23 protein-coding genes, 1 tRNA gene and 2 riboswitches are annotated in these 23,764 nt (G+C 57.1%); of the genes, 10 read left to right on the top strand and 14 right to left on the bottom strand.

The annotated features are described in order from the left end of the window. Nucleotides 1–69 precede the first annotated feature (69 nt). The 3 genes from sucD to pcrA all read right to left on the bottom strand — a co-directional run bounded on the left by sucD (nucleotide 70) and on the right by pcrA (nucleotide 4,766). Nucleotides 70–972: a succinate--CoA ligase subunit alpha gene (gene sucD, locus ACQQZ8_RS02805; protein ID WP_431711196.1), complete on the bottom strand. Its 903-nt coding sequence runs from the start codon at nucleotides 970–972 to the stop codon at nucleotides 70–72. 16 nt (nucleotides 973–988) lie between these two features. Then, the gene (gene sucC, locus ACQQZ8_RS02800; RefSeq protein WP_431711195.1) at nucleotides 989–2,161 is read right to left on the bottom strand and encodes an ADP-forming succinate--CoA ligase subunit beta; all 1,173 of its coding nucleotides are present in this window, start codon (nucleotides 2,159–2,161) and stop codon (nucleotides 989–991) included. Between the two features lie 232 nt (nucleotides 2,162–2,393). Next, the gene (gene pcrA / locus ACQQZ8_RS02795; protein ID WP_431711194.1) at nucleotides 2,394–4,766 is read right to left on the bottom strand and encodes a DNA helicase PcrA; all 2,373 of its coding nucleotides are present in this window, start codon (nucleotides 4,764–4,766) and stop codon (nucleotides 2,394–2,396) included. A gap of 62 nt (nucleotides 4,767–4,828) precedes the next feature. On the opposite strand from pcrA, the gene ACQQZ8_RS02790 reads away from it, so the two are divergent. Both ACQQZ8_RS02790 and ACQQZ8_RS02785 read left to right on the top strand, forming a co-directional pair. Next, nucleotides 4,829–5,473, top strand: coding sequence for a hypothetical protein (locus ACQQZ8_RS02790; protein ID WP_431711193.1), 645 nt, complete (start codon nucleotides 4,829–4,831; stop codon nucleotides 5,471–5,473). Nucleotides 5,474–5,560: 87 nt separating this feature from the next. Beyond that, nucleotides 5,561–5,637 (top strand) — tRNA-Arg (locus ACQQZ8_RS02785). A gap of 73 nt (nucleotides 5,638–5,710) precedes the next feature. On the opposite strand, the gene ACQQZ8_RS02780 is transcribed toward ACQQZ8_RS02785, so the two are convergent. Next, nucleotides 5,711–6,913, bottom strand: coding sequence for an ROK family transcriptional regulator (locus ACQQZ8_RS02780; protein ID WP_431711192.1), 1,203 nt, complete (start codon nucleotides 6,911–6,913; stop codon nucleotides 5,711–5,713). A 213-nt stretch (nucleotides 6,914–7,126) separates the two neighbouring features. On the opposite strand from ACQQZ8_RS02780, the gene ACQQZ8_RS02775 reads away from it, so the two are divergent. Continuing rightward, a complete protein-coding gene (locus ACQQZ8_RS02775) occupies nucleotides 7,127–7,543 on the top strand; it encodes an NUDIX hydrolase (RefSeq protein WP_431711191.1) in 417 nt (138 codons plus the stop codon). 108 nt (nucleotides 7,544–7,651) lie between these two features. On the opposite strand, the gene ACQQZ8_RS02770 is transcribed toward ACQQZ8_RS02775, so the two are convergent. The 4 genes from ACQQZ8_RS02770 to ACQQZ8_RS02755 form a co-directional block, all read right to left on the bottom strand. Further along, complete coding sequence (locus ACQQZ8_RS02770) at nucleotides 7,652–7,948, bottom strand: HNH endonuclease (protein ID WP_431712116.1); 297 nt, start codon at nucleotides 7,946–7,948, stop codon at nucleotides 7,652–7,654. A gap of 427 nt (nucleotides 7,949–8,375) precedes the next feature. Continuing rightward, nucleotides 8,376–9,194 (bottom strand): C40 family peptidase, encoded by an 819-nt coding sequence (locus tag ACQQZ8_RS02765; RefSeq protein WP_431711190.1) that lies wholly within the window; start codon nucleotides 9,192–9,194, stop codon nucleotides 8,376–8,378. 4 nt (nucleotides 9,195–9,198) lie between these two features. Next, nucleotides 9,199–9,370: riboswitch (cyclic di-AMP (ydaO/yuaA leader) on the bottom strand. A gap of 125 nt (nucleotides 9,371–9,495) precedes the next feature. Further along, nucleotides 9,496–10,518, bottom strand: a complete 1,023-nt coding sequence (locus ACQQZ8_RS02760) for a M23 family metallopeptidase (protein ID WP_431711189.1) — start codon at nucleotides 10,516–10,518, stop codon at nucleotides 9,496–9,498. Further along, nucleotides 10,509–10,672, bottom strand: a riboswitch (cyclic di-AMP (ydaO/yuaA leader). Its footprint overlaps the gene before it by 10 nt. Nucleotides 10,673–10,769: 97 nt before the next feature. Next, a complete protein-coding gene (locus ACQQZ8_RS02755) occupies nucleotides 10,770–11,468 on the bottom strand; it encodes a metal-dependent transcriptional regulator (RefSeq protein WP_431711188.1) in 699 nt (232 codons plus the stop codon). A 259-nt stretch (nucleotides 11,469–11,727) separates the two neighbouring features. Here ACQQZ8_RS02755 and serC point away from each other — a divergent pair, with 259 nt between their 5' ends. Further along, nucleotides 11,728–12,849 (top strand): phosphoserine transaminase, encoded by a 1,122-nt coding sequence (gene serC, locus ACQQZ8_RS02750; RefSeq protein WP_431711187.1) that lies wholly within the window; start codon nucleotides 11,728–11,730, stop codon nucleotides 12,847–12,849. A gap of 82 nt (nucleotides 12,850–12,931) precedes the next feature. Here the strand turns inward: serC and ACQQZ8_RS02745 are convergent, their stop codons facing one another. Next, nucleotides 12,932–13,534, bottom strand: a complete 603-nt coding sequence (locus tag ACQQZ8_RS02745) for a DUF3027 domain-containing protein (RefSeq protein WP_431711186.1) — start codon at nucleotides 13,532–13,534, stop codon at nucleotides 12,932–12,934. A gap of 3 nt (nucleotides 13,535–13,537) precedes the next feature. After that, nucleotides 13,538–13,921 (bottom strand): cold-shock protein, encoded by a 384-nt coding sequence (locus ACQQZ8_RS02740; RefSeq protein WP_431712115.1) that lies wholly within the window; start codon nucleotides 13,919–13,921, stop codon nucleotides 13,538–13,540. Between the two features lie 238 nt (nucleotides 13,922–14,159). Between ACQQZ8_RS02740 and ACQQZ8_RS02735 the strand changes: the two genes are divergently transcribed. From ACQQZ8_RS02735 to ACQQZ8_RS02715, 5 genes are all read left to right on the top strand, one after another. Continuing rightward, nucleotides 14,160–14,378: a hypothetical protein gene (locus tag ACQQZ8_RS02735; protein WP_431711185.1), complete on the top strand. Its 219-nt coding sequence runs from the start codon at nucleotides 14,160–14,162 to the stop codon at nucleotides 14,376–14,378. 65 nt (nucleotides 14,379–14,443) lie between these two features. Beyond that, on the top strand, nucleotides 14,444–15,151 hold the full coding sequence (locus ACQQZ8_RS02730) for a response regulator transcription factor (protein WP_431711184.1): 708 nt from the start codon (nucleotides 14,444–14,446) through the stop codon (nucleotides 15,149–15,151). A 36-nt stretch (nucleotides 15,152–15,187) separates the two neighbouring features. Next, entirely contained in the window at nucleotides 15,188–16,699 is a 1,512-nt protein-coding gene (locus tag ACQQZ8_RS02725; protein ID WP_431711183.1) for a sensor histidine kinase, read from the top strand. 96 nt (nucleotides 16,700–16,795) lie between these two features. Beyond that, on the top strand, nucleotides 16,796–17,086 hold the full coding sequence (locus tag ACQQZ8_RS02720) for a WXG100 family type VII secretion target (protein ID WP_431711182.1): 291 nt from the start codon (nucleotides 16,796–16,798) through the stop codon (nucleotides 17,084–17,086). 34 nt (nucleotides 17,087–17,120) lie between these two features. Then, nucleotides 17,121–18,008 carry a DUF4031 domain-containing protein gene (locus ACQQZ8_RS02715; protein ID WP_431711181.1) on the top strand — a complete coding sequence of 296 codons (888 nt, stop codon included), beginning with the start codon at nucleotides 17,121–17,123 and terminating at the stop codon, nucleotides 18,006–18,008. An 83-nt stretch (nucleotides 18,009–18,091) separates the two neighbouring features. Here ACQQZ8_RS02715 and groL read toward each other — a convergent pair whose 3' ends face one another. From groL to ACQQZ8_RS02700, 3 genes are all read right to left on the bottom strand, one after another. Beyond that, nucleotides 18,092–19,729, bottom strand: a complete 1,638-nt coding sequence (gene groL, locus ACQQZ8_RS02710; RefSeq protein WP_431711180.1) for a chaperonin GroEL — start codon at nucleotides 19,727–19,729, stop codon at nucleotides 18,092–18,094. 296 nt (nucleotides 19,730–20,025) lie between these two features. Then, a complete protein-coding gene (locus ACQQZ8_RS02705) occupies nucleotides 20,026–20,652 on the bottom strand; it encodes a LytR C-terminal domain-containing protein (protein WP_431711179.1) in 627 nt (208 codons plus the stop codon). 45 nt (nucleotides 20,653–20,697) lie between these two features. Further along, entirely contained in the window at nucleotides 20,698–20,991 is a 294-nt protein-coding gene (locus ACQQZ8_RS02700) for a DUF3263 domain-containing protein (protein ID WP_431711178.1), read from the bottom strand. 157 nt (nucleotides 20,992–21,148) lie between these two features. On the opposite strand from ACQQZ8_RS02700, the gene ACQQZ8_RS02695 reads away from it, so the two are divergent. Further along, nucleotides 21,149–21,916: a uracil-DNA glycosylase gene (locus ACQQZ8_RS02695; protein WP_431711177.1), complete on the top strand. Its 768-nt coding sequence runs from the start codon at nucleotides 21,149–21,151 to the stop codon at nucleotides 21,914–21,916. 7 nt (nucleotides 21,917–21,923) lie between these two features. Here the strand turns inward: ACQQZ8_RS02695 and ACQQZ8_RS02690 are convergent, their stop codons facing one another. Then, nucleotides 21,924–23,609 carry a threonine/serine ThrE exporter family protein gene (locus ACQQZ8_RS02690; protein ID WP_431711176.1) on the bottom strand — a complete coding sequence of 562 codons (1,686 nt, stop codon included), beginning with the start codon at nucleotides 23,607–23,609 and terminating at the stop codon, nucleotides 21,924–21,926. Nucleotides 23,610–23,764: the final 155 nt, after the last annotated feature.

Below are 23,764 nucleotides of genomic sequence, written 5' to 3'. Positions count from 1 at the left end.
CACCCGGCCCACCATAAGGTGAGCAACGGATGTGGGGTTCGCTATGTCTTAGCGTCAGACGCGGCAGACTTAGAGGCTAGCGTAGACTTCACGCAGCAGGCGTGCGGTCTCCGAAGGGGTCTTGCCGACCTTCACACCAGCCGCCTCGAGGGCTTCCTTCTTCGCCTGAGCGGTACCGGCCGAGCCAGAGACGATGGCGCCAGCGTGGCCCATGGTCTTACCTTCTGGAGCGGTGAAGCCAGCCACGTAACCAACAACTGGCTTGGTGACGTTGGCCTTGATGAACTCGGCTGCGCGCTCTTCAGCGTCACCACCGATTTCACCGATCATGACGATGGCCTTGGTCTCTGGGTCAGCTTCGAATGCTTCCAGGGCGTCGATGTGGGTGGTGCCGATAACTGGGTCACCGCCGATGCCGATGGCAGTGGAGAAGCCCAGGTCGCGCAGTTCGTACATCATCTGGTAGGTCAGGGTACCGGACTTGGAAACCAAGCCGATTGGGCCCTTGCCGGTGATGTTCGCCGGGGTAATACCCACCAGTGCCTCACCCGGGGTGATAATCCCTGGGCAGTTAGGGCCAATGATGCGGGTAATCTGCTTGCCATTGGCGTCAACCTTGGACTGAGCCAAGGCCCAGAACTCGGCCGAATCCTGTACCGGCATGCCTTCGGTGATGACAACGACCAGACCGATTTCGGCTTCGATGGCCTCCACCACAGCGTCCTTGGTGAACTTCGGTGGCACGAAGACGATCGATACGTCGGCACCGGTCTCTGCCTTTGCTTCGGCAACCGAACCGTAAACCTTGATTTCCTGGTCACCGTGAGTGACGGTGGTGCCAGCCTTGCGGGCGTTAACGCCACCGACAATGTTGGTGCCAGCCTTAAGCATCAGGGCGGTGTGCTTGGTACCTTCGCCACCGGTGATGCCCTGGACGATGACCTTGGAGTCCTTGTTCAGGTAAATGCTCATTTTTCGCTTATCCCTCTTACTTCGCTGCGTTGGCCAGCTCGGCGGCCTTGTCGGCGCCTTCGTCCATGGTGGCTGCCAGGGTTACCAGCGGGTGGTTGAAATCGGCCAGGATGGCGCGACCTTCTTCGACGCTGTTGCCGTCGAGACGGACTACCAGCGGCTTGTTGGCCGAATCGCCCAGAGTCTTCAGTGCACCAACGATACCGTTAGCAACGGCGTCACAAGCGGTGATACCGCCAAAGACGTTAACGAACACACTCTTGACCTGTGGGTCGTTCAGGATGACATCCAGACCAGCGGCCATCACCTCAGCGGAGGCGCCACCGCCAATGTCCAAGAAGTTTGCTGGCTTCACGTCGCCGTGGTTTTCACCGGCGTAAGCGACAACATCAAGGGTGGACATAACCAGACCTGCACCGTTACCGATGATGCCGACTTCGCCGTCCAGCTTCACGTAGTTCAGTCCAGCTGCTGCGGCCTTGGCTTCGAGTGGGTCGGCGGCGTCCTTGTCCTCCAGTGCCTCGTGCGCTGGGTGGCGTACCTCGGAAGCGTTATCGTCCAAGGAAACCTTGCCGTCCAAAGCGACGATGTCACCGGCACCGGTCTTCACCAGTGGGTTCACCTCGACCAGGGTGGCGTCTTCTTCCTTGAATACGGTCCACAGGGTCTGCAGGGTAGCGATGACCTGGTCGCGCACATCGGCGGCGAAGCCAGCAGCGTCAACGATCTCGGTGGCCTTGGCCTCATCGATGCCCACCAGTGGGTTCACGGCAATGCGGGCCAGCGCCTCTGGGCGTTCCTCTGCCAGCTGCTCGATTTCCATGCCACCTTCAACGGAGCACATGGCCAAGTAGTTGCGGTTAGCACGGTCCAGCAGCACCGAGAAGTAGAACTCTTCGGCAATGTCTGCGCCCTGGGCGATCATGACCTTGTTGACGGTATGGCCCTTGATGTCCATGCCCAGAATGTTGCTGGCGTGCTCGAATGCCTCGTCAGCATTCTTCGCTACCTTCACGCCACCGGCCTTACCACGGCCGCCAACCTTGACCTGTGCCTTAACTACAACGACGCCGCCGATCTTCTCTGCGGCTGCCTTGGCTTCTTCCGGGGTGTAGGCGACGATGCCGGCAAGCACGGGAACGCCGTGTGCCTCGAATAGATCGCGCGCCTGGTATTCATACAGGTCCACGGGTGTGTGTCCTTCGTTCGAAGTTCAAGCTGACTCGCGGCACGCTGCATCAACAACGTGCCCAATGGAGAGCGCAGAGCAACACGTCGGCGTGAATTCCGGCGCCTTGGCCCGTGCGCATCTCTCAGACTAGCGCGACTTTCCGCAACTTCACAGTTTTACGCTCTGTAGAGAACCATGAATGACGGTTTTTCGCGCCCAACGGCTATTTGGTGAGGTTCGACGCAGATTCTCAATCGAGAATTTCTAACGGGGCATAACGTAACAATAGTCGTTTCTCGGAGTCGGGGAAGGTTACCTTCGCCACCGTTTTGTCTCCGGAACCTTCCAACGCAATGACGGCTCCAACCCCAAAACTCGCGTGTTTTACCCGTTGGCCGACCTTTGGAACCACGATTTCCTTCTCCTGGTGGATCCGACGTTTGGACACGGGTGCAGCCGCACGCACCGGAGCACTAGCTCCAGTCCCGGCACCCCAGTGGCTGCCACTCTCATAGCGGCTAGTGGCGAAATTCACCGAGCCGGAGGAACCGCCCCAGCCCCCGCCAAAGGAGGAACCTTCGCGCTTCCATTCGATTAAGGATGCGGGAATTTCTTCAAGGAACTGGCTGGCAGGGTTGTATTGTGATTGCCCCCAGAGGCTGCGCTGCTCTGAACGGGTGAGGTACAGCCGTTCGCGGGCTCGGGTCAACCCGACATAGGCTAAGCGGCGCTCCTCGGCCAGCTCTTTCTCATCGGTCATAGAACGCTGGTGCGGGAAGATCCCATGTTCCATACCGGTGAGGAATACCACCGGAAATTCCAAACCCTTGGCGGTGTGCAAGGTCATTAACGTGACCATTCCTTCGCGCCGCGCCATATCCGCACCTTCTGCGTCATTGGGGGCGTCTGGGATTTGATCGGCGTCGGCAACCAGAGCGACCCGTTCCAGAAAGCCCTCCAAACCACCTTCAGGTTCCTCACTGACATAGTCGCGCACCACGGCCACTAATTCGGCCAGGTTCTCGACACGTGATTCGTCTTGAGGGTCGTTGGAGGAACGCAGCGTCTCTAGGTACCCTGTTTGTTCTAGAACAGCTTCCAGCGCCTCGGCTGGTCCAGAGCCGTCCGCGACGGTTTTCAGGTCGTTCATCAGCGCGCAGAAGGCGGCGACCATTTTGACTCCTCGGGTGCCCAGGCCTGGTGCTTCATCGGCACGTTCCAGGGCCTGCATGAAGGTTATTCGCTCGCGGTCGGCGAGCGCTGCGACGGCACCCTCTGCCCGGTCACCGATGCCGCGTTTAGGCTCGTTGAGGATTCGCCGGACGTTGATGTCGTCATCGGGGTTGACCAGCACGCGAAGGTAGGCCAAAGCATCTTTAATTTCTTTGCGGTCATAAAATCGGGTGCCGCCCACAACCCGGTATTTCAGATCCACGCGCATGAGTTGTTCTTCCAAGGCCCGCGATTGAGCATTGGTGCGGTAGAAGATCGCCACGTCTCCGGGGCGTACGTCTTCTTCATCGTTCAGGCGCAAGATCTCTTCGGCAATCCACCGCGCCTCGTCGGACTCCGACTCCCCCACATAGCCGGTGATCAGTTCGCCCGCACCGCTAGCGGTCCAAAGACGTTTGTCGTTGCGGTCGGGGTTGCGTTTGATGACCTCGTTGGCGGCCGACAAAATGTTTTGCGTGGAACGGTAGTTTTGCTCCAGCTTGATGGTGGCCGCGTCCGGGTAGTCCTTCTCGAACTCCACAATATTGCGAATATCGGCGCCACGGAATGCGTAAATCGACTGGTCGGAGTCACCGACCACGGTGAGTTCTCCTGGCGCAGTCAGCCCGTCAGGCCCCGTCAGTTCACGCACTAAGGAGTACTGAGCATGGTTGGTGTCTTGATACTCATCGATCAGCACATGCCGAAAGCGTCGGCGATAGTTATCTGCCACGGCGGGGAAAGCCCGGAACATGTACACCACTTGGGCAATCAGATCATCAAAGTCCAAGGCATTAGCGGATCTTAGACGTTGTGTGTACCCACGGTAAACCTCGGCCACGGCCCGCGCGAACGGGTCGTTTGAGTTCACGGTTGACGCGTAATCTTCGTCATCGATCAGTTCATTCTTCAACGAGGAAATCTTGTGAGCGATTCCCTTCGGCGTAAAACGTTTGGGGTCCAGATCCAGGGATTTGGCAATCATCGTGATCAGCCGCAGGCTATCGGCCGAGTCGTAAATGGAGAAACTGGACTTCAATCCAATGGTGGCCGCTTCACGGCGCAGAATGCGCACACAGGAGGAGTGGAAAGTAGAGATCCACATCTTATTAGCCGCTTGTTCACCGATTAGCTCCGCTGCGCGTTCACGCATCTCGGCGGCAGCCTTATTAGTGAAAGTAATCGCTAGGATCTCATGCGGACGGGCTCGGCCAGTTGCCAAGAGATAAGCAATCCGGTGGGTCAGCACCCGGGTCTTACCCGACCCAGCGCCCGCAATGATCAGCAGTGGCCCACCGTGGTACTGAACGGCTTCGGACTGCTGCGGATTCATACCGTTCAACAGCTCATCAGCGTTGGGCAGTACCTGAGCGGCCGGTTCCGGGGTGAAATCATTGAAAAGGAAGTCCATGGTCTATTCAGTCTACGTCGGACTTCCCACAGTTGCCGTGAGCTGCCCGGCATAATGGGTGTATGGCCAAGAAGAATAAAAAGACCAAAGAATACCGCAAGCCTGCACAGTTTCGGACCGACCCCGATCCGGTTGTGAATCCGACAGCTGTACGTTCCGAAGCCAAAGCTCAATCAAACGCCATGGTTTTGATCTCTGCGGGTCTGGCCACCTCGGTCCTATTGTTCTTTTACTACCATTTTTGGACCTTGGGGCAGTTAACAGAGTCTTCTGGCGGCTTAGCCATGCCTGATCAACGGATCTTCGGATTCACTGTTGAACAAATCACCGAGCTGCGTTCGGTGATGAGTCCCGAAGCCATCGACCAGCTAGCCTATGTACACCGCACGGTGGGAATGTTTTTCCCATTGCTCTTTGGTTTCTTCAGCTTGTTGACCCTCGGCCAGTGGATTTCCGACAGGGTTCGCCGCTGGGTGGCATGGTCGGCGCCGTTGCTCTTTGTGATTGTTGATTTATGGGGCAATCGTGTAATTGATTCGCTATTCCGCGGCGAACTGGACGCTGCGGCGGTCACCTTGGCCTCGACCTTGACCATTGGACGCTGGGTTCTGTTGATTGCCACCGCGATCATACTGTTGGTGTTGGGACTGCGACGTTTCAATCGGACACTGAAGCAGAAATTGCACGAAGCTCGCGAGGGAATGTAACGGCATCCCTAACCCCGTGGGCAGGTCGCTGAATTTACAGCCAACCAGACTGATGCGATAGTCTGTTTGGTGCGTAGCACGCTGTTTGCCTCTGTAGCTCAGTAGGATAGAGCGACCCTCTCCTAAAGGGTAGGCCGTCGGTTCGATTCCGGCCAGGGGCACCACAGAAAAACCGCATCGGATCTGCTGATCCGATGCGGTTTTTGGGTTCTTCGTGACGAAATTTAGGCCTAGGTTTTAGCGCAATAGCAAGGCGGTAGCCTTTGGCGACAGCGAGGCGTCCATCACCGCGCAGGCACCACCGATGGCTCCAACCTGCGAGCCCAGTTCCGAGGTACGCGTTTCAATCTCGTGGACGGTGCGCAGTGCGAACCGACGGGTGATAGCCGCAGTGATTGATTCTTCGCAGATTTCTTTAACTTGCTCCCACTGCGGACCACCGAAAACAATTTGGCCAATGTCCAAGGAATTTGCCAGCTGACCGGCCACCTCGCCGACCTTACTCATCGATTCCTGAAGTAGTGCAGCGGCGATCTCATTGCCTTCTTGCCCGAGGGAAATCAGATGATTAATTCCTTCCGAACGTTGTTCGGGCCCCATGTCATCGCTGTATGGCAGATCTAGGCCACGTTCTTTGGCCTGTTTAGCAATGAATTCATAGGATGTGCCCGCTGCCAGGCAGTCATCGGCACCGCATTCTTCGCAGAGTAATGATTTCTTCCCGGTCGAATAGTGCCCGATTTCGCCGGCATTATTACTCGACCCACGATGCACATCGGAGTCCAAGACGATTCCGGCACCGAATCCGTGTCCACAGTAGACGAAGATGAAGTCTTCACTCTTTTCTTCCTTCGCCTGCCATAACTCACCGATAGCCGAGGCAATGGTGTCCTTCTCAACGATGACCTGCAAACGCAGCATCTTCCGAAGGGGTGCGACGATATCTACATCCGCCCAACCGTCAAGCAATGGCGGGTTTAGAATCATCCCTTCTTCGATATTCACCGGTCCCGGCACTGCGATACCGACACCAACGATGTGTTTCTTGGGAATGCGCACTTCGGCGATCAATTCCTTGACCGTGTTACCCATCAGTTCGATGGTTTCACTGGCAACCTCTAGGTTCGGAACATCGATGCGGCGTTCCCGGATAACATCACCGCGCAGGTTCATCACGACAAATGTCAAAACGCTGGGGTCCAAGTGAATTCCGATGGATACCAGCCGGTTGCCTTCAAGCTCCAAGACGGTTCGAGGCTTCCCAGGGCCTGAAACAACCGTCCGGTCTTCGCGCACGATGCCATCATCCAGCAACCTGCGTACAACATTGGAAATAGTTTGTGGTGACAGGCCGGTTAAGCTGGCCAGTTCCACTCGACTAATGCCCTCCGGGGCTCGCCGTATTGATTCAAGAATGACCGCTTGGTTAAAGTCTCCCAAGCGACCTAGGTTTGTGCCCCGCCGCATTTCTGCTCCATTGATCTATAAACTTGATGGATCGAACCTTCTGTAGCCACCAAATTATTGAAACCGACTATTCACCGCCCAAAGTGCGAGTTCGGAAGTGACTTGTCGCTCCAATTAGGTAGTTGAAGATCGCTAAATGCACGTTACCACTCCGAGCTATTTTTTCACACGCGATATCCTCGTTTCATGAGGAAGATTTTAACCGTGGCGGCAGCGTGTCTGACCAACGAAGAGAATGAAATCTTGTTGGTTAGAAAACGAGGAACCGAATACTTTATGCAGCCCGGCGGAAAACTTGAGCCTGGCGAAAGCCCGCATGAAGCTATCCAACGTGAGATTGAGGAAGAATTGGGCATCTCTTACACTTTGGAGGAGCTCGAGCCGGCAGGTCGCTGGGAAGGACTTGCAGCCAATGAACCGGATACGGGTTTGCGGGCTTACCTGTTTAACGGAAAGCTCGACACCGCTCCGCAACCTCAGGCCGAGCTAGCGGAGCTAGTCTGGCTCGACCCACACGACGCCTTACAGCGCAACGACATCGCCCCGCTCTTACGTGAGCATGTTTTACCCGAAGCGATCGCCCGAATCTCAGTCCGTGACTAGCCGGCGAGTCAGGCCTCAAAAGAGTCTAAGTACAACCCTTGGATCAGTAGCGCTGCGGATAGCGACTTTGCTACGTCCCACGGAACCTTGCGCTGATTCGAGCAGCCGCTAGCCCGCATAAAGGTACTGACCCCAGTCAGCTTCCATATGTTCCAAACCGGTTAGGAAGAGAGCGTTGCTCCGTGGACACCGCGGGGTCACTCGTAGGCGCCAGCCCAGCTGCGCCAAGGTCTTGTCAGCTTTGCGACTGTTGCACGGGAAACAAGCCGCTACGAGGTTCTCCCAGCTGTTCTCACCGCCTTTACAGCGTGGAATAACATGATCGATGGTTGTGGCCGGTTTATCGCAGTAGGCGCACTTGTAGGAGTCTCTCCGAAGCACACCGCGGCGCGTTACGTGGTTCATCATGCGTTGTGGGCGCCGGACGTAACGATTGAGCACGATAACGGTCGGACGCGGCAGGCTATTCTGAGCGCTTCGCACAGGCTTCTTATCGTCTGCGGAAATGATCGTCGCCTTTTCTGCGAGCACCAGCAATAGCGCTCGGCGAAACGAAACCACCGATAGCGGCTCGTAACCTGCGTTCAGCACCAAGGTACGCATTCTCGTACTTTCCCCCGGGGCCGCTCGCGCAGTAAGTACTTGATACCCCACGAGCTGCCGTTGGACAGTCCATCTGTTCGCAAGCCTATGCGATCGAAAGTAGATTGTGGAGAGCTCGTTCAGAGTTTGCCGAACTCTTCACTAACTGTGCGTCCACCGTTTACCGCTTAAACAGCTGATGGCCGGCAACCTGTCAAACAGGTTGCCGGCCATCAGCGATAAGTCAGATCTAGCGAGCCAGAGTGTAGTACCCGTAGAGCGGGTTCTGGGTTACCGGGTGAATGTTGGTGCCGGTACGTGGGTTCTGAGCACCGATCATGGTGCCGCCGCCCAAGTAGATTCCAACGTGGCTACCGCCGCGCTGGAAGACCAAGTCGCCTGGCTGTGGGTTGCTGGTGCGGACAAACTGTCCGGAGCCGAGGATCGCCGAGGTACCGCGAGCAATGCTGATGCCGTGCTGCTTGTAAACGTACTGTACGAAACCGGAGCAGTCCCAACCCGATGGGGAGTTTCCGCCCCAGACGTAAGGAGTTCCCTGGTACTTGGTTGCAGTCGCGGCGATACCGGACAGCCCCTTAACCTGGACCTTCTTCTTGGTGGTCTTCGGTGCAGTGTTGCTCTGGTTGCGGTTATCGCGAGTCATTGGCGCATTGTCGTTGCGGGACTCACGTGTCATCGGTGCATTGCTGCCACCGACGGGAGTCACATCGTTAGACACTGCGATCACTACTGGCTCTGGCTTTGGCTCAGCAGTGAAGCCGGCACGCTCAATTTCGAACTTGTCGTCCTTCTTGGCGGCAACAGAAACTGCCTTGACGGCAACGCGCTCTGGGTTGATGACATCAACCGGTGCCGCAGAGACGTCACGCGGCGCGGTGGCCTGACCTGGAACGCCCAAGGTAACGATCAAACCTGACGCTGCGGCTACAACTGCTGCCTGACGGCCAACAGAGCCAGCGTTCGAGGATACTGCCTGCGAAATAGCTTCTAGCGGATTAGTGCGAGCTACTTCGGCGCGGCGGCGCCCACGCATTTGACGCTTAGTCACAATTATTGCCTCTCCTTGATACCTGCGAGGTGAGCTGTCGGGTTCGAAGTGGAGTTACCTCGGTGGATTCGAAGTTGCCTTCTCTTCACACTTCACCCCAAGGGTTTTTGACCTAAGCCAAACACCCGATATTTGGTTCCCCCGCCACTGTCATACGAGTTGTGTATATCTAGTCATTGCATGCTGACAGTGTTCGGTTTACATGCAATTGCGCTCCCGGTTTTCCCTGAAGCACGATGATGAGCCTACATGAACTTTTTTCAATTGTCACATTTTGATCACGAAAGGGTGACAAACTTCGTTATAGCCATCCAGCAGGGTTCTGGAATTGACCATTGGTAATCACTTCGAAGTGCACGTGGCAGCCGGTTGAGTTGCCAGTTGTGCCGCTCAGAGCGATAACTTCACCACGTTCGACTTTCTGTCCAACCTTGGCGATCAAGCTTGAATTGTGGCTGTAGCCCGTTTCCAGACCGTTACCATGCGAGATGGTCACGCGCTTGCCTGAGTGTCCAGCCCAGTTAGAAACGGTCACGGTACCCGATGCGGCAGCCATCACCGGAGTGCCGCAGGCGACTCCGTAGTCAATACCACTGTGGTTCATATAACCGGGGCCGGTCGGGTTTTTTCGGTGCCCGAAAGGCGAAGTGATGCGGTTAGACTCCAGCGGTCGATCAAGCAGCCCGGGAGTAGCGATACGCGAGACATCACCACCTGAAGCAGTGAGCACCTCACTAAAACGCTCTTCCTTAACAACTTGTTCGGAGCGATCCGAAGTCATCGCGGCGCGCTGCACCTGAAGTTCACCGCTTCCAGGAGCTTTGACATCAACCACGGCGCTGGTAGCCGTGCGCTGGGCATCGCTAGCCAAGGAATCCGTTGCGTCACTAGAGAACTGCGGGGAGATTGCCGCTAGCGTCAGGCCTGAAACCGCGGCAACAGCCGCAACCTTATGAGTGAAACCGAGCTTGCTCTTAGGCTGTTGCGGGGCGTGAATCGCCTCAAAGAGTGCGTCATCTGCGGGCTCAGCGGCAGGTGCGCTGACACGGTGCGGAGCAAGAGGGATGACATTATCGGCAAATTCAGCCGCTAGGTCGGCCTGCATCGGAGCGACGCCGTAACGGCGAACTCCTTCGTAACGACGGCCGGCATGGTTGCGTTCCGTTACCGGAGTTGCCTCTGCCACTGCTGCCGATCGACGGGCACGACGCCCTGCTGGCCGGTCACTGATATCGCGCAAGATCTCGAATGTTGGGTCAACCTCAACATTCTCGGCTCTGCGCCGACCGGTTGGCTTGATATCTGCCAAAACTTTCCCTCTCACGTCATACACCTGCGAAGTTAGCTGTCGGGTTCGGATCCTGAGAATCATCCGGACACGCCTCTAAGGAGACATGACTTCACCCCAAGACGCCTGATCGCGTCAAAGTTCGGGTCCCCCGCTATTGCCCTTGAAATTGCTTAGGCAGCCCTGTTGTAGGCAATACTCGGTGGTTAAACAGCAACTGCCGGCGGCATCCTACAGATGCCACCAGCAGTTCACACTACAGGTCAAACGCTAAAGTTACAATTTCGTTATCTTTTGCCAGCACGCACAAAAATGTGGCTGCTAACTTCCACCGGAAGCTCAAGTGCGCCTTCGATTCCAGCCACTCGAACGACCAAATAATCGTCGGCTCGCTCTAGCGTTACCACTGCTCCGGGCTTGATTCCGCCTTCATTCAACTGACCCAGAAGGATGGGGTCAGTTTGAATCGGCTCGGCCAATCGTTCGATGGCTACCGGGCCAGCATTGCCCGCTTCTAACGCATCATCGAGGTTCTCTACCTCATATGAGATTTCCGCCACGTTTGGGCCGCCGAGAACCTCGAGTCCTGGGATCGGATTACCGTATGGAGACGCCGTAGGCTTCCCCAGCAATTCATAAAGACGCTGCTCAACACGCTCACTCATGACGTGTTCCCAGCGGCAAGCTTCTTCGTGCACGTATTCCCAGTCCAGTCCGATCATGTCGGAAAGCAACCGTTCGGCCAAGCGATGCTTACGCATCACGCTTGTTGCCAGTTCGTGACCTTTTTCGGTCAAGGCTAGATGACGATCAGTCGAGACGACAACCAGCCCATCACGCTCCATACGTGCCACGGTCTGAGAGACGGTCGGACCGGAATGTCCCAAACGCTCGGCAATGCGAGCGCGTAACGCAACAATTTCTTCTTCTTGCAGCTCAAGAATGGTACGCAGGTACATCTCAGTTGTATCGATAAGGTCAGACACGGCAGCCACTCCTGAAAGTAACAAAATACTAATCGCTAATAGGTTAAGAGACGTCAATACCCACTCTACTGTCTACGTCTCTAACTAGCGCACAACATCTTCGAAAGTGCTCGAATACTCATGACACGATTTTCAGACTTCGCCGGTGGGTTTGCGAAGATACTAAGTGAACGTCTTCGGAACGCCTTTTTATTCCTGACCGGACCCGACTGGCCCAGACCGAATGCGCTTTGAATTCTAACGCTACAAGAGGAGCGCGATGAGCACCGGCATCACCATTCCACAATCCCTTCTGCCCGTAGATGGCCGCTTTGGCGCTGGCCCCTCGAAGGTTCGCCCCGAGCAGGTTCAGGCACTGTTAGAGGCAGGGCCTAAACTGCTGGGTACTTCCCACCGTCAGGCTCCGGTCAAAAACCTGGTCGCCTCGGTTCAGGAGGGGCTAAAGACGCTATTCAACGCCCCCGAGGGATACGAAGTACTTTTGGGTGTAGGCGGTTCCACTGCGTTCTGGGATGCGGCAGCTTTCGGCTTGGTACGCAATAAGGCGCAGCACCTGTCCTTTGGTGAGTTCAGCTCGAAGTTCGCCAAGGCTACCGATAACGCGCCCTTCCTCGCCGCCTCGTCCATTATCACCGCCGAACCTGGCTCCCTGCCAGAGCCAATCGCTGAAGCCGATGTTGATGTCTACGCCTGGGCGCAGAACGAAACCTCCACCGGTGTTGCCGCGCCGGTCAAGCGTGTGGCTGGGGCCAACCCCGACGCTCTGGTAGTTATCGATGCCACCAGCGCTGCCGGTGGTTTGGATGTGGATCTGAACGAAGTTGATGTCTACTACTTCGCGCCGCAGAAGAACTTCGCTGCCGACGGTGGCCTCTGGATCGCTATGGTCTCGCCTGCCGCGATCGCTCGCATCGAAGAGATCGCTGCCAGCGATCGTTGGATCCCAGATTTCCTGAATTTGAAGACTGCACTGGATAACTCGCTGAAGAATCAGACGTATAACACCCCTGCGCTGGGCACCTTGGTGATGTTCAACGAACAGATCCAGTGGCTCAACGCCAACGGGGGGCTCACGTGGGCTGCAGCGCGCACCGCAGAAAGCGCGGGCAAGATCTACGCTTGGGCCGAGGCTAAGGAGATTACCACCCCATATGTGGTGAACCCGGAGCACCGCTCGAACGTTATTGCCACCATCGACTTCGATGAGAAGATCGATGCCGCGGCAATTGCTAAAACATTGCGCGCCAACGGTGTGGTGGATGTCGAGCCATACCGCAAGCTGGGTCGCAACCAGCTACGTATCGCCACTTTCGTGGCTATCGAGCCAAGTGATATTCAAGCTCTGCTGAACTGCATCGATTACGTCATCGAGCAACTCTAGAATCGAGAAACAGAACGGGGAAGCGATTTTACGCTTCCCCGCTCTGTTATTTAAGCATCAGTTTGTTCAGTCTGAGTGGCGGTCAGTCACTGGTCTTCCGCGAGCGATTGCGCGCTGCGGCCCGACGACGCGCCGCAGTCCGCTGTGCGGTGCGGCGACGGCGCACGGGACGACGTGCAGGCTGTGCGGCTCCAGTAGTCGCGTCGGTGTCCTCGACGCTCACCTCAGCCAACTCCACGTTATCTACCGAAACCGACTCATTAGCGCTGGTAGTCTGCGCTTCAAGCTGAACGTGCTCGGAATTTTCTTCCGCAGCCGGGGTTTCACCCGACTCAGCGATCTCAGCTTCCTGCTGCGCGGCGTCGATTTCTTCCTGCGCTAAGCGGTCAGCCCACGGCACCCACGCTGGAGCTAGTAGGGCTTGCTCGTCGGGGATGATTCCCAGTTCGCACACAGTGGCGTCTTTAGCCTTGGCGCGCGGAATACGCGCCAAGGTGACAAACCAAGTCCAACCGCGGTAGCCCTCGCGCAGGGAGACAAATCGATGGGTGACAAGTCGCTCGCCTTCAACCGCAGCACCACAGTGCTCGCCGATCTCCGCGTCGTCGGCGATTTCACGTAGTGCAAGCCGTGCGGTCTCTACGGCCCCGGCGAGCACGGTGTCGAGCTTTGGTTTACGAGCCATGTCTTATGCGTCCAGATCGTCGGCTACCGCGCGAAGCACGGTAGCAACCTTCTTGCCATATGCCTGTTCAGGATAGCGCCCCTTGTGCAGCGAGTTCGAAACCTGATCCAGTAACTTAATCAGATCCTCAATTAACACCGCCTGGGCCTCGGGCTTCTTACGCTTCGCGCGAGCCACTGAGGGGGCCTCGTCGACCACTCGCAAGCTCAGCGCCTGCGGACCCCGGCGCCCCTCGGCAATTCCGAACTCCAACCGGGTTCCCGGACGAAGGTCAAAGACCCCTTCCGGCAACGCCGAGGCGTTAACGTAGATTTCCTTGCCGTCATCTGCGGTGATGAAGCCGAATCCCTTGGACTTCTCGTACCACTTAACCTTGCCACTAGGCACGATCATTTACCTCGTTCTTTGTACCTTGCTTATACGCCACCAACCAAGGTTGAGGCCTTCGCGTCCTGCCAACTCACGCCGCGGAGCATCTAACTGGGAAAGACCATAGTTCTACCAGGTGCTCAATCAACGGTCGTGCTTCAAGTCGAATTATCTAGATTATGTCATTGAGTGGGGCTGCACTTCATCTTTTGGCTTCCCATGCCACTTCCGGTCGCACGCTGTATCGTTAGACATTGTGAGTACCACTTCCGCAGCCATGTCTTGGTTATCCCGTTTTGTCATCCTGTTGGCACTGGTTTCCAGCGCCGCATTGGTCGCCGTGTTGGTCATGTATTTCCAAGAAATCCACATTCCCACGCTGGTGATGGCCTTCGGTCTCTACGGCCTGCCCGTGGCCTTTATTCTCGGTGGATTAATCGTGGTGAATAACATCAGACAGCGTAATCGCGACTAAGTAGCAAGATTTCCTAACAGACGACGCCCAGCCAACTCCCAGAAACTCTGGGCAAACTGGATCTTATGAGCGCTAAGACCCCTGAAGCTAAGTTGCTGGTCGTCGACGACGAACCGAATATCCGTGAACTACTATCGACCTCCCTGCGTTTTGCCGGGTTTGAGGTCGTAGCTGCCGCCAATGGCCGCGAAGCCTTGGCCGCCGTCGAAGCCGGTGAACCAGACTTAGCCGTGCTGGATGTCATGCTGCCCGATATGGATGGCTTCACCATCACCCGAAAGCTGCGGGCTTCCGGGCGGCACTTCCCGGTCCTGTTCCTCACCGCCCGGGATGACACCAGCGACAAGGTGGCTGGACTGACCGTTGGTGGCGATGACTACGTAACCAAGCCTTTCAGCCTCGATGAAGTGGTAGCCCGCATCCGTGCCGTGCTGCGCCGCACCCACGCCGGCGAGGAAGAGAACGCCACCATAGTGGTGGCCGATCTGGAGCTGGATGACGACGCGCATGAGGTGCGTCGCGCGGGAGAAATTATCGATCTCTCCCCCACCGAGTTCAAGCTACTTCGCTACCTCATGATGAACCCGAACCGGGTCCTGTCCAAGTCGCAAATCTTGGACCACGTCTGGGAATACGATTTCAATGGGGATGCCTCGATCGTTGAATCCTATATTTCGTATTTGCGACGCAAGATCGACCGTCCGGAATGGTCCGCGTTGATCCAGACCAAGCGCGGTGTCGGTTACCTCATGCGCACCCCCGAACGTCGCTAGTGCACACCCGTTGAACTAGAACGGTAGAGTCGAGATATGCAGGCTCTGATGCACGTGTGGCGGCGTACCTCCCTCCGTACCAAATTGGTCATGCTCATGTGCGGCCTGATGATGCTGGGTGTGGTGGCCACCGCGGTTGGTTCCGCGCAATCCTTGCGGATCTCGCTAACCAAACAGATCGATGAACAGCTACGCGTGGCTGCTCCGACACTGTCTTATGGACTGACCGAAGCCTACCGGTACTCTTTGGACCAGGAACCCGGCGGTGAAGAGGGGTTGGATAGTACCCTCTTGGGGATAAATCACGTCTACGCTGACATTCGCGATATGGACGGCAAAATTGTGTACATCATGCCGCGCGGACGAGCGACACCCGCTGGCGCGGATTACCCCTTACTCTCGCCGGTAGAAATCGATGAGCTGGCACGCAACGCGTGGAACCCGGTGATGGTTCCTGGCCAATACCCCACCAGTCCGGGGTGGCGGGCCATGGTGGTGCCGATGCCAAAGTCGGAGACCAACCTCTTCATCGCCTTACCTTTGGATACCGTCCAGCACACTGTTTCGCAGTCGAGCCTGCTGGTCCTCTCCACCGGGATGTTAGCGACCATACTCATGTCGGTCATCGCTTATGGTGTGACCACCCGATCCTTCCTACCGCTGGTTCGGGTGGAGCGCACCGCAGCGAAAATCGCCGATGGCGACCTGACCCAACGAGTGGCCGATTACCCGCCAGAAACCGAAGTTGGTCGTTTGTCGCGCTCACTGAATGCCATGTTGGCGCAAATTGAAGCGGCTTTTAAGGATCGAGAACGGTCCGAACGCAAAATGCGTCGTTTCATTCAAGATGCTTCGCACGAGCTACGCACTCCACTGGTGACGATTCAGGGCTATTCGGAGTTCTACCGTTTTGGCGGGCTAGCCGAACCTGAAGCTTTAGACTCGGCCATGGGCCGGATCGAAGCCGAGTCCAAGCGGATGTCGCGACTGGTTGAAGACTTGTTGATGCTGGCCCGTTTGGATGAGCAACGCCCCTTGGAAATGGCGCCGGTTGATCTCTTGGTTTTGGGACAGGACGCAGTGGAGGATACTCGGGTCCGGGCTCCGCAGCGCACAGTTAGGCTTGTCGGGCTTCACTCTGCCGTCCCTTCTCCAGCCAGCACCCGCGGTGACGATGCCCGTATTCGTCAGGTCATCGCCAACCTGCTGACTAATGCCTTGCGATATACCCCGGATGACTCTCCCTTGGAGATCGCGGTGGGGGTGCGTTCCTTAGTGGATGACAAAATTGATGCGGTCATTGAGATCCGAGATCACGGACCGGGGATTCCCGAAGAGGATGCGCGGCGAATCTTTGAACGCTTCTATCGGGCCGACAGCTCTCGGCAACGTGAAACCGGTGGCTCTGGCCTCGGCTTGGCGATCGTAGCTGCCATCGTGGCACAACACGACGGCGACGTTCAGTTACGCGATACCCCTGGCGGCGGCGCGACCCTCGCCGTGCACTTACCCTACATTCCCTTACAGGAAGAACCCGAGGACGACTAAGGCCTGTCCACAGGCCGCAGACGTTCACGCTTCGGGCGTTGTCCCCGGCTCTAAGCTAAGACCTCCACTAGTAACGGGTGAAAGGTCCGAAAGATCATGAGTACGTTTTCCACCGATACCGGGGACATGCAAGTCAAGGCACAAGCAGTCATGGGAACCATCGATCGGCTACGCGGCGAGGTGACTGCGATGGCCACCAATCTCAGCCAACTCGAAGGTACGTGGCAGGGCACGGCAGCCTCCTCATTCCACGCGATCATGGCCGAATGGCGCTCAACGCATGTGCGCATCGAAGAATCCTTGTCTTCTATCGCCACAGCCCTACAACACGCTTCCGCACAGTACGAAGAAGTTGAAAACGTGAACGCTTCGATGTTCCGTTTCTAACCGGTTGCGCGGGTCGTTTAGGTACGCTGGAAAAATGAGCATCTTGATCGACCCGCCGCTCTGGCCAGCGCACAACACGTTTTTCTCACATTTGGTCTCGGATACTTCCTTAGACGAGTTGCATGCCTTTGCCCGTGAGCAACAGGTGCCCCAGAGGGCTTTCGATCGCGATCATTACGATGTACCGCAGGCCCGCTACCAACAACTGCTGCGGGCCGGCGCCCAAGAGGTATCGGCCGGGGAACTCGTCCGACGGCTAATTTCCTCCGGCATCCGAATTCCCAGCCGTTTCCGCCCCGAGAAACTCGACGGCGTGCTTCTACGCCGCTTTGCCCGCACCCTGCCGGCCCCGGAGCTCGGACGGCAGCTACTCGCGGCGTGGAGTGAAAGTCACCGCAAGTATCATGATCGAGTACATCTGCTCTCCGTGCTGGAAGCATTGGATCTACTCACCGAGCCCGACTTTGACCCCGATGAACGCCGCATTCTGGAATTAACCGCTTGGTTCCACGATGCCGTTTATCGAGGCACCGAAGAAGATGAGGCGGATTCGGCACGGATGGCTCAGCATCTGCTCTCCAGACACACCAATGCTGCGGTACGCGATGAAGTACACCGGCTCGTACTGCTATCTAAGCATCATGATCCGAAACCGCACGACCATTTAGGCAAGATTTTCTCCGATGCCGATTTAGAAGTTTTAGCCCGGCCAGCAGCCGCCTACCAACGCTACACGCTGGCCATTGCCGAAGAGTACGCCCATGTCCCGCGTGCTGACTTCGCTCGCGGACGTAGTCGAATTCTTTGTGCGTTACTGGCCAAAGATCGAATCTACGCCACCCTCACTGGCCAAGACCGTTGGGAGGTCACGGCACGAGCTAATGTGCGTGCGGAGTTAGACCGATTGGCGGCTTGGCACTAAATAGTGTTAAAGACGCAGCGGGCCTGCGCTACCCCTTGAAAGGATAGTGCAGGCCCGCCGAAGCGTCGGAGTAACGCGGGAGGCTAGAAGCCGCCCATACCACCCATGCCGCCCATGTCATCGCCACCGGCTGGAGCAGCGCCAGCTGGAGCTGGCTTATCTGCGACAACAGCCTCAGTGGTCAGGAACAGACCAGCGATCGATGCAGCGTTCTGCAGTGCCGAACGGGTCACCTTCACTGGGTCGTTGACACCAGCTTCCAGCAGGTCGACGTACTCGCCGGTGGCAGCGTTCAGGCCGTGGCCAGCGGCCAGACCCTTGACCTTGTCGGCAACAACGCCTGGCTCCAGACCAGCGTTCAGGGCGATCTGCTTCAGTGGGGCTTCGATACCCACGCGAACGATGTTCGCACCGGTTGCCTCGTCGCCGTCCAGCTCCAGCTTGGCGAATGCAGCTGCGCCAGCCTGAATCAGAGCCACGCCACCACCGGCGACGATGCCCTCTTCAACGGCTGCCTTAGCGTTACGTACGGCATCTTCGATGCGGTGCTTGCGCTCCTTGAGCTCCACCTCGGTTGCGGCACCGGCCTTCAGCACAGCGACACCACCGGAAAGCTTTGCGTGACGCTCCTGCAGCTTCTCGCGGTCGTAGTCCGAGTCGGTGTTCTTGATCTCGGCAGCGATCTGGTTCTTGCGACCTTCAATGGCGTCGGCTTCGCCGCCGCCTTCAACGATGGTGGTCTCGTCCTTGGTGATAACGACCTTGCGGGCGGTACCCAGAACTTCCAGACCAACGTTGTCCAACGACAGGCCGACTTCCTCGGAAACAACCTGGCCACCGGTGAGGATGGCGATATCGGCCAGCATGGCCTTGCGGCGGTCACCGAAGCCAGGAGCCTTGACAGCCACCGACTTGAACAGACCACGGATCTTGTTCAGGATCAGGGTAGCCAGAGCTTCGCCCTCGACATCTTCGGCGATGATCAGCAGTGGCTTGTTGGACTGCATGACCTTCTCCAGCAGACCAACCATGTCCTTGACGTTGGAGATCTTGGAGTTAACGACCAGGATGTACGGATCTTCCAGGACAGTTTCCTGGCGCTCTGCGTCGGTCACGAAGTAAGCGGAGATGTAGCCCTTGTCGAAGCGCATACCCTCTGCCAACTCCAGCTCCAGGCCAAAGGTGTTGGACTCTTCAACGGTGATAACACCCTGCTCGCCAACCTTGTCCAGAGCTTCGGCAATCAGGCCACCGATTTCGTTGTCCCCAGCGGAGATCGAAGCGGTAGCAGCAATCTGCTCCTTGGATTCAACCTTCTTGGCAGCTGCGAACAGCTCGGTGGTGACGGCCTCGACGGCCTTGTCGATCCCACGGCGCAGGGCAATCGGGTCAGCGCCGGCTGCGACGTTGCGCAGACCTTCCTTGACCAGAGCCTGAGCTAGAACGGTTGCGGTGGTGGTACCGTCGCCAGCGACATCGTCGGTCTTCTTGGCAACTTCCTTGACCAGCTCTGCGCCGATCTTCTCGTACGGATCCTCGAGCTCAATTTCCTTAGCGATCGAGACACCGTCGTTGGTGATCGTGGGCGCGCCCCACTTCTTCTCCAGGACAACGTTGCGACCGCGTGGGCCCAGGGTAACCTTTACGGCGTCTGCCAGGGTGTTCAGGCCGCGCTCGAGTCCGCGGCGTGCTTCCTCGTCAAATGCAATCATCTTGGCCATAGTGGCTAATGGTCCTTTCGGGACTATCATGCGAAAATGCAACCGCCAGACAGCGCCCGCGACGGACGAGTGTTCTCGTAGCGGCATCGGGCCACCACGTGTACTAGCTCTCGCTATCTGAGGTGTTTCTTACTCCGAAACGCGGTTTTCCACTAAAGCAGAACGCTGAATACTTAACCGTTCCAACCAACCCGCTTTAGCAGTCAACGCATTAGAGTGCTAATACAAATATTGGCACTCTCACACCTCGAGTGCAAGCTGGTTGGCTGTGAGCGAAGAAGTTTTTCGAAAGATTCCTACTGATTACCCAGAACGGATTCTGTAAACTCCAGCGGGTCATCCGCACCGAGCACTACGGTAAGCCGATTAGGAATATTGGTAGTCTGATAGACCTCGTCAATATTTAGGACCTCGGCGACCTTTTCAGCGGTTGTCCGGTAGCTTTCCACGGTGTAGTACACCGCAGATTCTTCCTCGAACCGGACCCAGTCATCGCTGTAGCTCTCTTCAAAACCTGCTTCGAGCAATGCCTGCTGCGCAAATCCGGCGATACCAGCGATTTCAGCTCCGTTATATACCCCAACTAGTTGCTCAAAGAGCACTTCGGAGTCATCGATCGTGCTCGACGGGGTTGGTGATGCGGAGGGGCTGGGGCTGGATTGGGCGTCATCAGCATTTTGGCTTACCGAGGGCGATTCGCTCGGGCTAGATCCCAACAACTGCATTTGCCCGTTGGGACCGAAGAAGAAGTAGGACACGGCACCAACCAACAGCACCAGCACGGCAGCCATGGCAACCCAACGGAACTTTCCACCCTTACCGTCAGAGGCAGCAGCCTGCGCCCAACCGTTTGCGTGGTGTGAGCCGACGCGGGTATTAAACTCCGGAACGCGATCGAATTCGTCACGTGGGTAGTTGGTCATTCTCGTCCTTGTTCGATGTCTTACCGGTCGTCGGTAACGAACCGCTTAGGAAACGGTACTGTTGTTACCGGTGCGGACACGACGCTTAGTAGTACGTAGTCTACGCAAACGTTTGACCAGCATGGGATCGTAGGCCAGCGCTGCATCGGTTTCAATCAACTGATTGAGCAATTGGTAATAGTTTGCCGGTGAAACGGAAAACTGTTTGGTAATTGCTTGCTCCTTGGCCCCGGCGTACTTCCACCACAGCCGCTCCATGGCTAGGATCTGTTGCGAACGCTCATCCAACTCACTGTCTGGATTCATTACAAAATCCGCCAGAATTCCCGAGTCTGCCATGCTCGTTCACCTCATTCCCACTCTTGGACCGACGGCGCTACCTCACGCACCGAAAGATCTTCAGCGCAAGTACACCAAAGACAATTCTAACCATCTTCGTCACTCAAATCGCGTTGGCCGATCGCTTCCCAACGTGAGAACGGGAACAATGGGAGCTATGAGCAGCGACCAACCCGCCCTATTCGAAACCAATCCCGAACCTGCCCTGCCAACTTATACACCCGAGGATTTCCCGTTCTTTCACGGCCCACAGGCCTTAGCCCGCAACGGTTTGATCGATGAAAGTTGGGTTCCCACGCTCCTGCCTTTCAGCGCACAGCTGCGTGGGATAGCCCAAGAATTGGCCGCACGTTCACAGGCCGGCGAGCGCCTCCTGCCGGATCCAGCCCTGATGCTGCGTGCGTTAGAACTACCGGCAGAACAAGTTAAGGTGCTCATCGTGGGTCAGGATCCGTACCCTACCCCGGGGCATGCGATCGGGCTTAGCTTCGCGACTGAAGCACAGGTGCGCCCTTTACCACGGAGTTTAAGCAACATCTACCGCGAACTCCACGACGATTTAGGTATTCCCCCGGCAGCTCACGGCGATCTGAGCGCGTGGCAAGATCAAGGCGTGATGCTACTGAATCAGGTGTTTTCGGTTGGGGCTGGAGCAGCTGGGTCGCATCAGAAAATCGGCTGGACGCACATATCTGCTGCTGTTATCGACCGACTGAACCGGTGTAGTCCTGCGGTGATCGCGCTGCTCTGGGGCAACCAGGCACAAAAGTTGGCTCCGCAACTGGATCAGTCGATCATTCTGCGCAGCGCTCACCCCTCACCCTTATCTGCGTCTCGGGGTTTCTTTGGGTCGAAACCCTTCAGCGCGATCAACCGGGAATTACGCGCGCTGGGACGTGAGGAAATTTCCTGGCAACTGCCGTGACGCTCAGTTAGCGGCGTCGAATCCGCTTTCGTTCACGCCGTGCGCCAGCAATCAGGGGTCGGCACAAGGTATCGCCGAATACCACGCCACCAGCGATAGAGAACATAATCGCGAACGCGTTAAACATCTCCACCAAGGCCATGGCCATGGTCTCCGTTTCCAACACGATCCCGTACATGGAGCGGAAAACCATTAGACCGGGAAGCATAAAGTAGACCGCCGGGGAGGCAATCACGAGTTGCGGCGCGCGAAACTTCTCCGCGGTGAAACGTGCCGCGAAACCGATCACCGTTGCCACCACCGCCGGGGTGGCCCGCTCCCCCAGCCCTAACATCTGACAACCGAGCATCACCAGATAGCCGATGACGGCGATACCGACCGTGGGCAGCACCAATCTCTTGGCAGTCTGCTCCGATACCGCACCGGCGGCAATGGCCACGGCAACAAGAATCAGCATGAACCACTGTGGGTAACTGACTTGCTGAATTTCTTGGACGGTGACTTGCGCACTGCCGAGCAAGACACTTGCCACGAGCGCGACTGAGATACCCGACAAGATGGCCACATAGACTAGGCCGGCCGAGAATATTCGGCCCACCGCGGTGACGGGGAAGCCGTTGATCGCATCCTGTAGCGCCGAGACGAAACGCACCGAAGGTAAGAGCAGCAAAATACCGCCAGCAACGACGAGCGCCGGATCGATGGGCACCTGGGCGGCGAACCCAATGAGGGCAACGGCCGTGACCACACAGGTCGATGCGGCAACCGTGAAGAACTCTGGAACGCTCCAGCGTCCCCCGAACTTCATGACCTGCGAAACCAGCCAGGAGGATCCGAAAGCGATCAATGCTCCCAACGCTGAGCCGCCGATAAACAGCACGAAGGCCGCCGCGAAGATTCCTCGCGCGGTGGCGACAAACCAGCGTGGGAACGGGCGTGGCTTACGCATAATGGCTTGCAGTCGCGCAGAAGCTTGGGTGGCGCTGACCCCACCGGAAATAATGTCGGATACTAGCTGGTGCACCAGGGCTAAACCAGCAAAGTTGGCGGTCGACGAGCGCACAACCCGCAGTACCGAGTGCCCTTCTCCCTCGCGGGGAATGTAGTTCAGGTGAATTGACTGGTTAGTGACATCCACATCAACATTTTTCAGTCCTAGCGCGGCCGTCACCGCAATGACGCTGGTTTCAGCTTCCAATGCTCCGGCTCCATAGCGAAACAGGGTTTCGGCTAGGTCCAGCGCAAATTCGAGTACTGGTCGAGCCAGCTGGTCGGTGTCCGAGGTGACCCTAGGATTTGCGTAGGGCGTTCCACGCAAACGCTCCACCACCGGCAATGCTTGGGTGGGCGGGGCATCAGAAACCCACATCTTAGCGAGCAACCGACGCGCCACCGGGTTCGCGCGCGTGGGCACCACCGTCAACCCGTGTTCGGTTACTACCTGCCCTGTGCGAGCATTGGGATCTGCCGCGTCCGCCGAGGTGACCGTACTATTTTCGATCTCCTCCGGCACAGACGCGTCTGCCAATGGCCATGCGGAGGTTAGGGTCTGACTAGGCTCGTTGAACTCCATGGGGGTTCCGAGGCGGATCTCATTCGTAGCGATACGCGGGAGGCTTGAGACCTTGGGGTCAGGGTCTTGCCCGGGACTCACGTCCTGCAAGGACTGCGCTTCCTGGTCCGACGAAGTCACTGATCCATCCTCCTTACCCAAAGATTCTTTACTATGACTTCACGATATACCTCGAATCCGGGCTTAGGCTGGATCCAAGCTGAATTATGCTCAGCATCGCTGTGATATCCCGGACAGCGTCTGGGGAATGAATCGACGGCGCCCCGCAGTTACCA

The organism is Glutamicibacter uratoxydans (assembly GCF_050753455.1).
In the GTDB taxonomy this organism is placed as follows: Bacteria; Actinomycetota; Actinomycetes; order Actinomycetales; family Micrococcaceae; genus Glutamicibacter; species Glutamicibacter uratoxydans_A.
Note: the sequence above shows the minus strand (reverse complement) of the source record. Positions and strands in the feature narration are given on the sequence as shown.